General features: G+C 43.3%; 15 protein-coding genes and 12 tRNA genes. 26 read left to right on the top strand and 1 reads right to left on the bottom strand.

Going from position 1 to position 12,960, the window contains the following annotated elements; all coding sequences use genetic code 11:
• Window positions 1-125: 125 nt before the first annotated feature.
• The 13 genes from GJU40_RS08045 to GJU40_RS07985 all read left to right on the top strand — a co-directional run bounded on the left by GJU40_RS08045 (window position 126) and on the right by GJU40_RS07985 (window position 10,764).
• Complete coding sequence (locus GJU40_RS08045; protein ID WP_343031469.1) at window positions 126-1,139, top strand: LolA family protein; 1,014 nt, start codon at window positions 126-128, stop codon at window positions 1,137-1,139.
• A 118-nt stretch (window positions 1,140-1,257) separates the two neighbouring features.
• Window positions 1,258-2,412 (top strand): alanine racemase, encoded by a 1,155-nt coding sequence (alr, locus tag GJU40_RS08040; protein ID WP_343031468.1) that lies wholly within the window; start codon window positions 1,258-1,260, stop codon window positions 2,410-2,412.
• 153 nt (window positions 2,413-2,565) lie between these two features.
• Window positions 2,566-2,847, top strand: a complete 282-nt coding sequence (locus tag GJU40_RS08035) for a CopG family ribbon-helix-helix protein (protein ID WP_343031467.1) — start codon at window positions 2,566-2,568, stop codon at window positions 2,845-2,847.
• A 4-nt stretch (window positions 2,848-2,851) separates the two neighbouring features.
• Window positions 2,852-3,202: a type II toxin-antitoxin system endoribonuclease NdoA gene (gene ndoA, locus GJU40_RS08030; RefSeq protein WP_003253417.1), complete on the top strand. Its 351-nt coding sequence runs from the start codon at window positions 2,852-2,854 to the stop codon at window positions 3,200-3,202.
• A 387-nt stretch (window positions 3,203-3,589) separates the two neighbouring features.
• Window positions 3,590-4,435: an STAS domain-containing protein gene (locus tag GJU40_RS08025; RefSeq protein WP_154307229.1), complete on the top strand. Its 846-nt coding sequence runs from the start codon at window positions 3,590-3,592 to the stop codon at window positions 4,433-4,435.
• 4 nt (window positions 4,436-4,439) lie between these two features.
• Window positions 4,440-4,805 carry an STAS domain-containing protein gene (locus GJU40_RS08020; protein WP_154307228.1) on the top strand — a complete coding sequence of 122 codons (366 nt, stop codon included), beginning with the start codon at window positions 4,440-4,442 and terminating at the stop codon, window positions 4,803-4,805.
• 2 nt (window positions 4,806-4,807) lie between these two features.
• Window positions 4,808-5,209 (top strand): anti-sigma regulatory factor, encoded by a 402-nt coding sequence (locus GJU40_RS08015; protein ID WP_154307227.1) that lies wholly within the window; start codon window positions 4,808-4,810, stop codon window positions 5,207-5,209.
• Between the two features lie 14 nt (window positions 5,210-5,223).
• Entirely contained in the window at window positions 5,224-6,231 is a 1,008-nt protein-coding gene (locus GJU40_RS08010; RefSeq protein WP_154307226.1) for a PP2C family protein-serine/threonine phosphatase, read from the top strand.
• Window positions 6,232-6,290: 59 nt separating this feature from the next.
• Complete coding sequence (locus tag GJU40_RS08005) at window positions 6,291-6,626, top strand: anti-sigma factor antagonist (RefSeq protein ID WP_154307285.1); 336 nt, start codon at window positions 6,291-6,293, stop codon at window positions 6,624-6,626.
• The gene (gene rsbW / locus GJU40_RS08000) at window positions 6,623-7,108 is read left to right on the top strand and encodes an anti-sigma B factor RsbW (protein WP_154307225.1); all 486 of its coding nucleotides are present in this window, start codon (window positions 6,623-6,625) and stop codon (window positions 7,106-7,108) included. Before GJU40_RS08005 ends, rsbW begins: the two co-directional genes overlap by 4 nt.
• Complete coding sequence (sigB, locus tag GJU40_RS07995; protein WP_154307224.1) at window positions 7,074-7,865, top strand: RNA polymerase sigma factor SigB; 792 nt, start codon at window positions 7,074-7,076, stop codon at window positions 7,863-7,865. Before rsbW ends, sigB begins: the two co-directional genes overlap by 35 nt.
• Window positions 7,862-8,461: a PP2C family serine/threonine-protein phosphatase gene (locus GJU40_RS07990; RefSeq protein WP_154307223.1), complete on the top strand. Its 600-nt coding sequence runs from the start codon at window positions 7,862-7,864 to the stop codon at window positions 8,459-8,461. Before sigB ends, GJU40_RS07990 begins: the two co-directional genes overlap by 4 nt.
• A gap of 143 nt (window positions 8,462-8,604) precedes the next feature.
• Window positions 8,605-10,764, top strand: a complete 2,160-nt coding sequence (locus GJU40_RS07985) for a Tex family protein (protein ID WP_425481211.1) — start codon at window positions 8,605-8,607, stop codon at window positions 10,762-10,764.
• 33 nt (window positions 10,765-10,797) lie between these two features.
• Here the strand turns inward: GJU40_RS07985 and cmpA are convergent, their stop codons facing one another.
• Entirely contained in the window at window positions 10,798-10,908 is a 111-nt protein-coding gene (gene cmpA, locus GJU40_RS07980) for a cortex morphogenetic protein CmpA (RefSeq protein ID WP_154307221.1), read from the bottom strand.
• A gap of 99 nt (window positions 10,909-11,007) precedes the next feature.
• Here cmpA and GJU40_RS07975 point away from each other — a divergent pair, with 99 nt between their 5' ends.
• From GJU40_RS07975 to GJU40_RS07915, 13 genes are all read left to right on the top strand, one after another.
• Window positions 11,008-11,466 (top strand): SprT family protein, encoded by a 459-nt coding sequence (locus GJU40_RS07975; RefSeq protein ID WP_154307220.1) that lies wholly within the window; start codon window positions 11,008-11,010, stop codon window positions 11,464-11,466.
• Window positions 11,467-11,603: 137 nt separating this feature from the next.
• A tRNA-Asn gene (locus tag GJU40_RS07970) sits at window positions 11,604-11,678 on the top strand.
• A gap of 3 nt (window positions 11,679-11,681) precedes the next feature.
• Window positions 11,682-11,772 (top strand) — tRNA-Ser (locus tag GJU40_RS07965).
• Between the two features lie 8 nt (window positions 11,773-11,780).
• Window positions 11,781-11,852: transfer RNA gene (locus GJU40_RS07960), tRNA-Glu, on the top strand.
• A gap of 65 nt (window positions 11,853-11,917) precedes the next feature.
• Window positions 11,918-11,993, top strand: a tRNA-Val gene (locus GJU40_RS07955).
• Between the two features lie 3 nt (window positions 11,994-11,996).
• Window positions 11,997-12,072: transfer RNA gene (locus tag GJU40_RS07950), tRNA-Asp, on the top strand.
• 63 nt (window positions 12,073-12,135) lie between these two features.
• Window positions 12,136-12,210 (top strand) — tRNA-Gln (locus GJU40_RS07945).
• A gap of 7 nt (window positions 12,211-12,217) precedes the next feature.
• A tRNA-Lys gene (locus GJU40_RS07940) sits at window positions 12,218-12,293 on the top strand.
• Window positions 12,294-12,309: 16 nt separating this feature from the next.
• Window positions 12,310-12,393 (top strand) — tRNA-Leu (locus GJU40_RS07935).
• 7 nt (window positions 12,394-12,400) lie between these two features.
• A tRNA-Leu gene (locus GJU40_RS07930) sits at window positions 12,401-12,487 on the top strand.
• 82 nt (window positions 12,488-12,569) lie between these two features.
• Window positions 12,570-12,646: transfer RNA gene (locus GJU40_RS07925), tRNA-Arg, on the top strand.
• Window positions 12,647-12,652: 6 nt separating this feature from the next.
• Window positions 12,653-12,729: transfer RNA gene (locus GJU40_RS07920), tRNA-Pro, on the top strand.
• 18 nt (window positions 12,730-12,747) lie between these two features.
• Window positions 12,748-12,821: transfer RNA gene (locus GJU40_RS07915), tRNA-Gly, on the top strand.
• The last annotated feature ends 139 nt before the right edge of the window (window positions 12,822-12,960 follow it).

Raw genomic sequence — 12,960 nt, 5'->3', positions numbered from 1 at the left:
TGTAGTGCGATAAGGGAGACAAGTCGTTTTTAGGCTGTACGGCTTCCGCTTTCAGTGGAACGGCGGTGCCGAACAAGCGGTTTCTTCCTTTTGACGTCACTTAAGACAAAGGGGTTGGAAGAAAGGTGAGAAAAAGCTTTCTGTTACTGATTACGGGACTGCTTGCTGTCTTTTTGCTTGCGGGCTGCGGAGAAAAGTCTCAAACGGATGTAGTTAAAGGACTGGGCAAAAAGGTGGAGGAGCTGACCGGTTATAAGACGAAAGCAAAAATGACGTTGCAGACCGGAAGCGAACCGCAGGTATACGAGGTCGACATCTGGCATAAAGAGCCGTCTTTTTACAAAGTGAACCTGAAAAACGCCGAGAAGGATCAAAACCAGATGATTTTGAGAAATGATGAAGGTGTATTCGTCCTGACACCGGCGCTGAACAAGAGCTTCCGCTTCCAAAGCGACTGGCCGCAAAACAGCAGCCAGGCCTATCTTTATGAGTCCCTGGTAAAGGATATCATGGAAGATTCCCAGGCTGTGTTTAAGTCGACAAAAGAACATTATGTGTTTGAAACCAAAACAAATTATCAAAATAACAAAATGCTCCCGGTCCAGGAGATTACTTTTAACAAAAAGGATTTATCCCCGGTATCTGTCAAAGTGTTGGATACTGATCGAAATGCACTGGTAACAGTGGAGTTTACTGACTTTGCATTCAACGCTTCTTTTGATAAAGACTCCTTTGATATGCAAAAGAACATGTCTTCAGCCATGATGGATATGCCGGCAAATGCAACACCTGATAAGGGTCCGTTTGCAGTGAAGTATCCGCTTGAACAGCCGGAAGGGACAAAGCTTCTTGAAGAGAAGGAAGTTTCAGTGGAGGACGGCAAACGGGTGGTCATGACCTTTGGCGGTGAAAAATCCTTTACGCTTATTCAGGAAAAAGCGGAAGTAGCACCTGTCGCATCTACATCTTCCTTCAGTACCGGCCAGCCGGCTGACCTTGGCTTCACGGTTGGGGCGCTGACTGATAAAATGCTGACCTGGACTCATGAGGGCGTAGAGTATACGCTGGCGTCAGAAGATCTCAGTGAAGAAGAGATGCTGATGGTTGCCCGGTCCATACAGGGGCAGAGCGCAAAATAATCCGGATGACACCCTCATCCGGTTTTTCTATTCCGGGATTGTTTCCGCTTCCGTTGACAACGCAGCTGAAAAACACTAATAATAATGCTAGATATACTAGCCAGAGGAAGTGGAAACTGTGAATGATGCTGTTTACTACAGAGATACGTGGGCAGAGATTAATTTGGATGCGATTGAATATAATATCAAGCAAATGAAGCAGCATATTGGAACAACTACAGGGCTGATTGCTGTAGTAAAAGCGAATGCCTACGGCCACGGATATGCACAGGTGGCTGAAGCGGCCTTAAAAGCGGGAGCCGACATGCTGGCTGTTGCTTTTTTGGACGAGGGTATCCTGCTGCGGAAAGCAGGTTTAACTGTGCCCATCCTTGTCATGGGTGCTGCACGGCCCCGGGATATACAAGCAGCTATAGATTATCAGCTCACACTGACCGTTTTTCATCGTAACTGGCTGAAGGAAGCGGCCGCATTTCACAGAATGGGAAAGCTCCAGTTTCATATTAAGCTGGATACAGGTATGGGCAGACTTGGCATTAAATCCAAAAGCGAGCTGGAGGAAGTGCTGAAGGACTCCTGTTCATCAGATTTTGCAGAGGCGAAAGGCATTTTCACTCATTTTTCAACGGCAGATGAATTGGACAGCAGTTATTTTCAAGAACAATTCGGGAAATTCGAAACCCTCATCAAAGGGCTGCAGAATACCGGAATGATGATACACTGCGGAAACAGCGCCACCGGCCTGAGATTTCCGGAGCGGCTTTTTAATGCTCTCCGTTTTGGAATCTCTATGTACGGCCTGGCTCCCTCGTCTGAAATGAGAGGCATTCTTCCATTTCCCCTGAAGGAAGCTTTTTCTCTTCATACGAAAGCTGTTCAAGTTAAAAAAATGGCTGAAGGCGAAAAAGTCAGCTATGGAGCTGTTTATGAAGCTGAAAAAGAGGTGTGGATTGCGACGCTTCCGATCGGATATGCAGATGGATGGATCCGCCGCCTTCAGCATTCAGAAGTGCTTGTTAACGGGAAAAGAGCTCCTATTGTCGGAAGGATTTGCATGGATCAATGTATGATTGCCCTGACAGAGCCTGTGCCCCTTGGAACTCAGGTCACATTAATAGGGAGTCAGGGAAAGGAAGTGATTCCTGTAGATGAGGTAGCTGAGCGGCTTGATACGATCAACTACGAAATTACCTGCTCTATTTCGACAAGAGTGCCAAGAGTCTACACAAGAGACGGAAAAGTTGAAGAAATTGTCAATTTTCTTCTGAAATAAGCATAATATTAGACACATAGTGAATAAAAAGTGCATTCATATGCCGATAATATTGAGGAATTATAAGAAAATGGTTTGCATCTCTTCGGATAGATGTTATTATTAAAAATGGAATGGAATACGGGTTTGTAGTTTTGGTGGAGGTGTATGTTTGTGTCTGAATCCAGCGCGACAACTGAAATCTTAATTCGCTTACCACAAGCATTGGTCTCAGAGTTAGATGGCCTGGTTAAGCAGGAAAACGGAAATCGCAATGAGCTTATCTATCAAGCAACGAAAATGTACTTGCGTGAGCGAAAGAAACGCCAGATTCGAGAGTCGATGAGACGCGGTTATATGGAAATGGCTAAAATCAATCTCAATATCGCTTCTGAAGCATTTTTGGCAGAGTATGAAGCTGACCACACCGTTGAACGCTTAGTCAGCGGAGGTTAATGTTTTGATTGTTAAGCGCGGCGACGTTTATTTTGCAGATTTATCCCCTGTTGTAGGTTCAGAACAAGGGGGCGTTCGTCCAGTGTTAGTCATTCAAAATGATATTGGAAATCGATTTAGCCCTACGGTGATTGTTGCTGCTATAACAGCTCAAATTCAAAAGGCAAAGCTGCCCACTCATGTTGAAATTGATGCTAAACGCTATGGATTTGAACGGGATTCAGTTATTTTGCTTGAACAGATTCGCACGATTGATAAGCAAAGACTTACAGACAAGATTACCCATCTGGATGATGAAATGATGGATAAGGTTGACGAAGCGCTTCAAATTAGTTTAGGTCTTATCGATTTTTAAGATTATATAATAAAAAAAGGAAGTTGTGACAGTGGTCCAGCTTCTTTTTTTTATTATATCTATTATTAGTGTCAGTTTATGCGTGCAGTCCCTGCCGTACTGAACTACAATAAAGTAAATGGCAGGAATGTCCATCTATCATTAATAGCGAGATGAAAATTTTGGAGGAAATATGTGTCTGCAGCGAAATAGAGCATGGAAATCAAGCCATACACAGCACTTCCTTATGCAAATAAAAAACCTTGTTAAACATCTATGGTGCCAAGGCCCTGTTGCTGTTATATGGAGTTGGAAAATAGAAGAAAAAGAGTTCGCGGTATCTTTCTTTTGTTTAAAGATGTAAATCTGTATAATATGAAGAAGGAGAATATAAAAGGGGGCAGCCTAATGCAAGGAGAGGCAGGAAGGTTTCTGCAGGCAGCGGAAGCCAATTATCATGACCTGATTGAAGGTTGGACCAATAAATTAAAAGAAATTCATACAGATAAACCAACAGATATTGTATCTGATCATATCTATACTTCGCTTTGTACGGAGTATGTGAATATTGTTATCGGGCATTTAAAGAACGGGGGCAAAGACCTTAGCAAGGACCTTAATGAGGAAATCAGCGATTTTTCTCAAAAAGCTGTGCAGCTTGGGTGGACCCTTCGCTTCTTATCAAAAGGCCTGAGAGATTTTAATGTTATTTTATTTGAAAAAATAACAGGAAATCTCGAAGAACAAGAGAAAATGAAGATTGTATGGGAATTTGACCGCTTGCTGAACCCGGTAAATGGTGAAATTCTGCATCAGTATGCATTATCCTGGGAACGAACGGTTTCCTTACAGAAAATAGCGCTGCAGGAGCTTTCGGCGCCGCTCATCCCAGTTTTCGATAATATCACTGTTATGCCGCTTGTCGGAACAATTGATACGGAACGCGCTAAAAGAATTATGGAAAATCTGCTTCAGGGAGTTGTGAAGCACAGAGCCCAGGTAGTATTGATTGATATAACCGGCGTTCCGGTAGTAGACACAATGGTTGCCCATCATATTATCCAGGCCTCGGAAGCGGTCAGGCTGGTAGGGGCTAAATGCCTGCTCGTGGGTATCCGTCCGGAAATTGCCCAGACGATCGTGAATTTGGGCATTAACCTGAATCAGGTTACAACAAAAAATTCCCTTCAAAAAGGAATTGAAGCAGCACTCGAAATGACGAGTCGAAAAATTGTATCATCATCGGAGGCGTAAAAAATTGAGAATTCCTAGAATACCTATACTGAAACTGTATAATTGTCTGCTCGTTTCAATCCAATGGGAATTAGATGACCACACTGCCCTTCAATTTCAAGAGGATTTGCTGGAAAAAATTTATGAAACTGGAGCAAGCGGGGTTGTAATAGATCTCACTTCTGTTGATGTAATAGATTCTTTTATTGCAAAAGTTCTCGGAGATGTGATTGGAATGTCGAAACTGATGGGGGCTAAAGTTGTTTTAACAGGCATTCAACCTGCAGTCGCAATAACATTAATAGAGCTCGGAATTCAACTGGAAGACGTCCAGACTGCGCTCGATTTAGAACAAGGGCTTGAAACATTACAGCAGGAATTGGGGGAGTAGCCATGGAGAACCAATCCTGTGTAAAAATTGTAACGGAGTGGGACATTGTGGCAGCTCGCCAGCTTGGCCGCAACATGGCTAAAGAGCTGGGCTTTGGAACTGTTGACCAAGCCCGTATTACCACAGCAATATCAGAACTCGCCCGTAATATATATCTTTATGCTGGACAAGGTCAAATCTGCATTGAGACAATCAATGAATTCGGCAAAAATGGATTAAAAATTATAGCCATTGATAATGGTCCAGGCATTCCTGATATCCGCAAAGTTATGGAAGATGGATTTTCAACTTCCGGAGGTTTGGGAGCTGGACTGCCTGGAGTGAAACGCTTAATGGATGAGTTTAGTATAAATTCTGGTGTTGGAGAGGGAACTGATATCCAAGCGATCAAATGGCTTCGCTAGGGGGAAGCTGATTTATGGATTTAAGAGAAGTCATTGAGACAAAATACCGTGAGCTTCTCACTAACTATATGAACGAACTCACGGAGACTGCCTTATATCAAGGGCAGAAATTTAGCAGAAAAACACTCGAACAGCAGGTGCCGCCTGAAGAGATTGTAAGCATTCACCGAAAAGTACTGCAGGAACTTATTCCAGATGTAGATGAGAACGTTTTGAACTCTCTGGACTTTCTTCTTGAAGTAATGATTGGCTATGGGCTTGCATATCAGGAGCATCAGACGCTGCGAGATATTCAATTTGAAATCAAATCAGAAATGGAAATTGCCGCTAATGTACAGCAAACATTGCTGGAGACAAAAATTCCTCAAACCGACTGCCTTGATGTAGGGGCAATCAGCATTCCAGCCAAACAGATGAACGGCGATTACCATCATTTTGTTCAGGACAGCACAAGCATCAGCATTGCAATTGCTGATATTATCGGAAAAGGAATTCCGGCTGCCCTTTGTATGTCCATGATTAAATATGCCATGGACAGCTTGCCGGAAAACCGGGAGAACCCAAATCTTGTTCTGGAAAATCTGAACAGAGTAGTAGAGCAGAATGTGGATCCAAGCATGTTTATTACAATGTTCTACGGGATGTATGATTTGCAGCAGCATACTTTTTCATATGCTTCTGCAGGCCATGAACCTGGATTCTACTATTGTGCAAAAGAAGATACATTTTACGACCTGGAAGCAAAAGGACTCGTATTGGGTGTAGATTCAAGCGTAAAATATAGACGATATGAAAAAATGGTTGAAAAGGACGATATCATTGTTCTGTTATCCGACGGTGTGACAGAGTCACGTCTTGACGGCGACTTTGTCGAGCGGAGTGATATTACTGATTTAATCAAGGAGTACATTGACCTTCCTGCACAGCAAATTGTGAAAAATATTTATGATAAATTTCTAAGCATGCAGGAATTTCATCTAAGAGATGACTTTACATTAATTGCCATCAAAAGAAAGGTTTAATAGCCCCTAGCCCGGGGTATGAATTAAAGTAGTTCAAAAGAAAACCTGAGGTGAAAATGATGAATGTAAAAATAGATAGCAGCACACAAGATAACAACAAAACACTTGTTCATGTAGAAGGGGAGATTGATGCATTTACCGCTCCGAAGCTTCGTGAACAGCTTATTCCTCTTGCTGAGCAAGAGCAGCCTAATATCACCATCAACCTTTCAAAGGTTTCATATATGGATAGTACGGGTCTGGGCGTATTTGTAGGTTTGTTGAAAGTTGTAAGAAAGAACGAAGGTCAATTGGAGTTGGTCGAGCTGTCTGACCGTTTGGAAAGATTATTTGAAATTACAGGCTTATCCGACATTATTGACATATCTTCAAAATCTGAGGGTGGGGTATTATGAAACAATTAGTTGATTATGTTGAGATTAAAATTCCGGCGAAACCTGAATATGTGGGAATTGTTCGACTGACTCTCTCAGGTATCGCAAGCAGAATGGGCTTTGCTTATGATGAAATTGAGGATTTGAAGATTGCTACGAGTGAAGCATGTACGAATGCAGTTCAGCATGCTTATAAAGGTGAGACAACAACCGGAGAAGTCAATATTGGCTTTGGGTTATATGAGGAACGTCTTGAGGTAATGGTAGCTGATAGCGGAAAGAGCTTTAATTTTGAGCAGAAGAAGAAGGAATGGGGGCCGTATACTCCTTCTCAGGCTGTTGAAACACTGCACGAAGGAGGGTTGGGTCTGTACCTGATGGAAACACTCATGGATGAAGTTAGAGTTCATATGGATTCTGGCGTCACAGTATTCATGACTAAGTATCTTGACAGGGAGCGGGTTGGACATGACACAACCGTCGTTAACTATGAAACGAACTAAAGAAGAGGTTGATCAGCTCATTTCTGAATATCAGCAAAATGAAGACGAAAACGCTCAGCTCATACTCGTAGAATATTACACCCCGCTTGTAAATACTCTTGCCAAAAAGTATTCTAAAGGGAAGAGTTTTCATGAAGATTTAAGACAGGTAGGAATGATTGGGCTGCTTGGGGCCATCCGCCGCTATGATGCGACTGTTGGTAAATCCTTTGAAGCGTTTGCGATTCCGACTATCATCGGTGAAATAAAAAGATTTCTCCGTGATAAAACATGGAGTGTGCATGTTCCGAGAAGAATCAAGGAACTGGGTCCGAAAATCAAAGCAGCTGTTGATGAACTGACGAATACTTTGCAAAGATCTCCAAAGGTCTATGAAATTGCTGACTACCTGGAGGTCACTGAAGAGGAAGTGTTAGAAACGATGGAGATGGGCAAAAGCTATCAGGCTCTATCGGTCGATCATTCGATTGAAGCTGACTCTGATGGAAGTACTGTCACAATCCTTGATATTGTCGGGTCTCCAGAGGATGGATATGAGAATGTTGACCAAAAAATGATGCTGGAAAGTGTCTTTCATGTCCTGTCTGACCGTGAAAAACAAATTATTAATCATACCTTTATAGAAAATAAAAGCCAGAAAGAAACAGGCGAGCTGCTGGGCATTTCCCAGATGCATGTTTCCCGCCTGCAAAGAAGAGCGATTCAAAAGCTTCGTGAAGCCTTGTCTTCTGATGCATCCATGGAGTTATATCAATGATAAAATATGAATCAAACAAGCATGTTCATGCCTTGGCATATCAGCAGCAAAAGGCGGGTAAAACCTTATGCGGCGATAGTTTTATCATGGTGACTACTGATGAATACTTCATGTGTGCTGTTTCAGACGGCTTGGGGAGCGGCGAACGGGCCTTTGAATCCTCTTCCGCTATCAGCGGGGTAGTTTCTGAATACCATCATGAAACAATTGATGTATTGCTGGATAGATGCAATCATGTGTTGAAAGATAAGCGCGGGGCTACAGTTACTCTGTTTAAAGTAGATTTTCTAAAGAAACAATTTACTTACAGCTCTGTTGGAAATGTAAGATTTGTTCTCTACTCCCCTTCAGGAACCTATATCTACCCTCTGCCTGTTTTGGGCTATATGTCAGGAAAACCCCAAAGATATAAAGTAAATACGTATTCCTACGAAAAAGGGTCTAAATTTATTGTGCACACAGACGGGTTAAAGGTTGCTGCGATCAAAAGTTTATTGAAGGATTTTTATTCCATTGAAGAAATCTCTAATCACCTTGAGATTTTTACGCATGCAAAAGATGATGATCTCACATATATAGTCGGTCAGTTATTCTAGTCAAACGGATAACGGGCCGGCTTTTTTGCTGCATAAAAGCAGCTTTGAGAGAAAATACTGCTGAACAGCCTCTAAAAGGTGATATTAAACTTTTGAAGAAATCTCTGTTAAAATGGATTCATTAAGAAAATGGAGGATGCATGATGGAAACACAGGAAAGAATATTAAGGCAAATAGAAAAGGAATTATCCATTACATATAAAAAGATTTCAAATGTTATTTCCCTGCTTGGGGAAGGAAACACTGTTCCATTTATTGCCCGTTATCGAAAAGAACAAACAGGTGCATTGGATGAGGTTCAAATTAAAGATATTGAAGATAAATGGGTGTACATGCAAAACCTTGAGAGCAGAAAAGAGGAAGTCCTCAGGCTGATTGAAGAGCAGGGAAAACTGACAGAAGAACTGAAGCGCGATATTGTTTCAGCACTAAAGCTTCAGCAGGTGGAGGATTTATACAGGCCCTATAAGCAAAAAAGAAGAACGAGAGCAACAGCTGCAAAGGAAAAGGGTCTTGAACCTCTTGCTCTCTGGATTCAAGAAGAGCCTGCAAAAGGATCTCTGCGTGCAAAAGCAGCTGGATTTGTAGATCCGGAAAAAGGTGTAGAAACGGAAGAAGCAGCTATAGCGGGAGCGCTTGACATTATTGCGGAAAGTATATCGGATAATCCCCAATACAGGCAGTGGATTCGTGCGTTCACCATGAAAAACGGAACCATCTCAGCAAAGCTGAAAGATAAGGGAAAAGATGAGAAGGCTGTTTATGAAATGTACTATGAGTATGAAGAACGTATTTCCAAGGTAGTGCCTCACAGAGTGCTTGCTCTGAATCGAGGAGAAAAGGAAGACGTGTTAAGAGTAACGATAGGAGCTGACACGGCAAAAATAACAAGCCATCTTTCTGCAAAAGAACTGAAAAATCCGCAGAGCATTGTAAAGGATGTCATGGGAGCTGCCATTGAGGATGCATACAAGCGGCTGATACAGCCTTCTATTGAAAGGGAAATTCGAAATGAGCTGACAGAAACCGCAGAAGACAGGGCAATTCATATCTTTTCGGAAAACCTGCGAAAGCTGCTGCTTCAGCCCCCTCTGAAAGGGAAAATCGTTCTTGGTGTTGACCCTGCCTACAGAACAGGGTGCAAACTGGCGGCAATTAACGAAACGGGAAGAGTGCTGGAAATTGGCGTCATGTACCCTCATCCGCCAGTTAAAAAAGCCGCTGAGGCAAAGAAAATGCTTCAAAACCTGATTGAAAAATACGACGTTGAACTGATCGCCATCGGAAATGGTACGGCATCAAGAGAAACAGAACAGTTCGTAGTGGAAACAATCAAAGAAACGAAAAGAGACCTGGCTTATATTATAGTCAATGAAGCTGGAGCCAGCGTATATTCTGCATCACAGATCGCCCGTGAGGAATTCCCGGATTTTCAGGTGGAAGAAAGAAGCGCTGTATCAATAGCCCGCAGGCTGCAGGATCCTCTTGCTGAACTGGTGAAGATTGACCCGAAATCGGTAGGTGTCGGCCAATATCAGCATGATGTATCACAAAAAAAGCTGAATGATTCACTTTCTTTCGTTGTTGAAACCGCTGTTAACCATGTTGGAGTCAATGCAAACACTGCTTCAAGCGCCCTGCTTCAATATGTGGCCGGCTTGTCCAAAACGGTAGCCTCCAATATTGTAAAGGCGAGAGAAGAAAAAGGGAGATTTCAAAACAGATCAGAGCTGAAGAAAATACCGAGGCTGGGTGCCAAGACTTATGAACAGTGCATCGGATTCCTAAGAATCACAGACGGCGATCAGCCGCTCGATTCTACCGGTATTCATCCGGAAAGCTACCCGGAAGTAAAGAAACTCCTGAAACAGCTGGGCTTTTCACTTGAACAAATCGGTTCAGAAGAGCTGAGACAGGCGATAGGTTCACTAAATCTGAAGGAGACTGCTGCCTCCCTGCAAATAGGTGAGCTTACATTGAAAGATATCGCTGATGCACTGGTCAAGCCTGGAAGAGATCCGCGTGATGAAGTGGCGGCTCCGCTTTTAAAGAAAGATGTTCTTCAGCTGGAAGACCTGAAAGAAGGAATGGAGCTTCAAGGAACTGTCAGAAACGTTGTGGACTTTGGAGCTTTTGTTGACATTGGCGTAAAGCAGGATGGACTCGTCCATATCTCCAAACTAAGTACCCGTTTTGTGAAACACCCATTGGATATTGTATCAGTGGGCGATGTGGTAACAGTGTGGGTAGATGGAATAGATGCCAATAAAGGCAGAGTAGCACTTTCCATGGTAAAAGAATAATTTTGACTGCTGATATGAAAAAACACTGCATAATCAGCAGTGTTTTTTTCTGTAAAAGAACCAGCACTGATTCAAAAGCTTGATCTGATAGCTGTTTTTTTCATAGTAAGCACGCTGCATCTGATTTATCAGCCAAGATGGCATTTCCTCGTGCCTCCTTTATGAATATAATAAAGAATGGGTATAAATCTATAGTATGCGGGGAGGAAATGTCCTGTTCTATATTAATAATGAGGTGTATTCATGACTAACAAAGAACTGCAGAAGCTCGTGGAACAATTATCGCTCTCGCACTTTTATAAACCCTTCCTTCATCAAGCAAGCTTTAACAATCGTCTGCGTACCACTGGCGGCAGATACTTGCTGAGGTCTCATGACATAGAAGTAAATCCGAGGTATCTAAGCGAACTCGGATTAAATGAAATAATCGGCATCATTAAACATGAACTATGTCATTATCATTTGCATCTGGAGGGAAAAGGATATCAGCACCGCGATAAAGATTTTAGAGAATTGCTGGAAGCTGTAGATGCACCGCGCTTTTGCTCCCCATTAGAAACACAGCAAATCAAAAGTAAGGTCCATCTTTATCAATGCAGCAAATGTCAGTTGACCTTCAGGCGAAGAAGGCGCATGAATACTGCCAGGTATATATGCGGAAGATGCAGCGGGGCAATTTCTCATGTAAAAACTATTGACTAGCGGCGGACAACCATGTTAAATTATAAAAGCCGTCGCTGCTGATGAAATAAATGGTGAAGGCACAAGAAGTTGAGAATGTACTCGTATTGACAGCTTGTCTTTGAGACATTATAATGAAGAAAGTCTGTTAAGATTATTCCGCAGTAGCTCAGTGGTAGAGCTATCGGCTGTTAACCGATCGGTCGCAGGTTCGAGTCCTGCCTGCGGAGCCATATGGGGAAGTACTCAAGTGGCTGAAGAGGCGCCCCTGCTAAGGGTGTAGGTCGTGTAAGCGGCGCGAGGGTTCAAATCCCTCCTTCTCCGCCATATGTTAAGGCCCGTTGGTCAAGCGGTTAAGACACCGCCCTTTCACGGCGGTAACACGGGTTCGAATCCCGTACGGGTCATAAAATGGGAAGCTGGTGATCGCATCAGCCTCCCATTTGTTTGCTGAAATATGTAACACAGGCACGGAGGATTAGCTCAGCTGGGAGAGCACCTGCCTTACAAGCAGGGGGTCGGCGGTTCGAGCCCGTCATCCTCCACCATCTGGTCCCGTAGTGTAGCGGTTATCACGCCTGCCTGTCACGCAGGAGATCGCGGGTTCGATTCCCGTCGGGACCGCCATTTAAAAAAGAGTTGACATCAACTCAAAAGATATGGTAATATATAAACCTACTATTGTTTTATTGGGCTATAGCCAAGCGGTAAGGCAACGGACTTTGACTCCGTCATGCGTTGGTTCGAATCCAGCTAGCCCAGCCATTTACATGAGCCATTAGCTCAGTTGGTAGAGCATCTGACTTTTAATCAGAGGGTCGAAGGTTCGAGTCCTTCATGGCTCACCATTTACAACTTGATATTGCGGGTGTGGCGGAATTGGCAGACGCGCTAGACTTAGGATCTAGTGTCTTTGACGTGGGGGTTCGAGTCCCTTCACCCGCACCAATATCTTGCGGTCGTGGCGGAATGGCAGACGCGCTAGGTTGAGGGCCTAGTGGGAGTTAATCCCGTGGAAGTTCGAGTCTTCTCGACCGCACCAAAAAGTTATGAAAAAGCAGTTGACAACATCTTCGCTAAATGATAAGATGTTCTAGTCGCTTTTAAAAGACACAAACATATGTGCGCCCGTAGCTCAATTGGATAGAGCGTCTGACTACGGATCAGAAGGTTATGGGTTCGACTCCTGTCGGGCGCGCCATTATTCCGGGGAGTAGCTCAGCTTGGTAGAGCACATGGTTTGGGACCATGGGGTCGCAGGTTCGAATCCTGTCTTCCCGACCATTTCAACTTAATTATTATGCGGGTGTAGTTTAATGGTAAAACCTCAGCCTTCCAAGCTGATGTCGTGGGTTCGATTCCCATCACCCGCTCCATTATACAAATGATCTTTGAAAACTAAACAAAGCAGAACGTCAACGTTAAATCTAGTTTTAAATTTTTACTATGAGCAAGTCAAACAATCTTATTGGAGAGTTTGATCCTGGCTCAGGACGAACGCTGGCGGCGTGCCTA

The organism is Metabacillus lacus (assembly GCF_009674805.1).
Classification (GTDB): domain Bacteria; phylum Bacillota; class Bacilli; order Bacillales; family Bacillaceae; genus Metabacillus_C; species Metabacillus_C lacus.
This window is presented reverse-complemented; position numbering and strand designations above follow the sequence as displayed.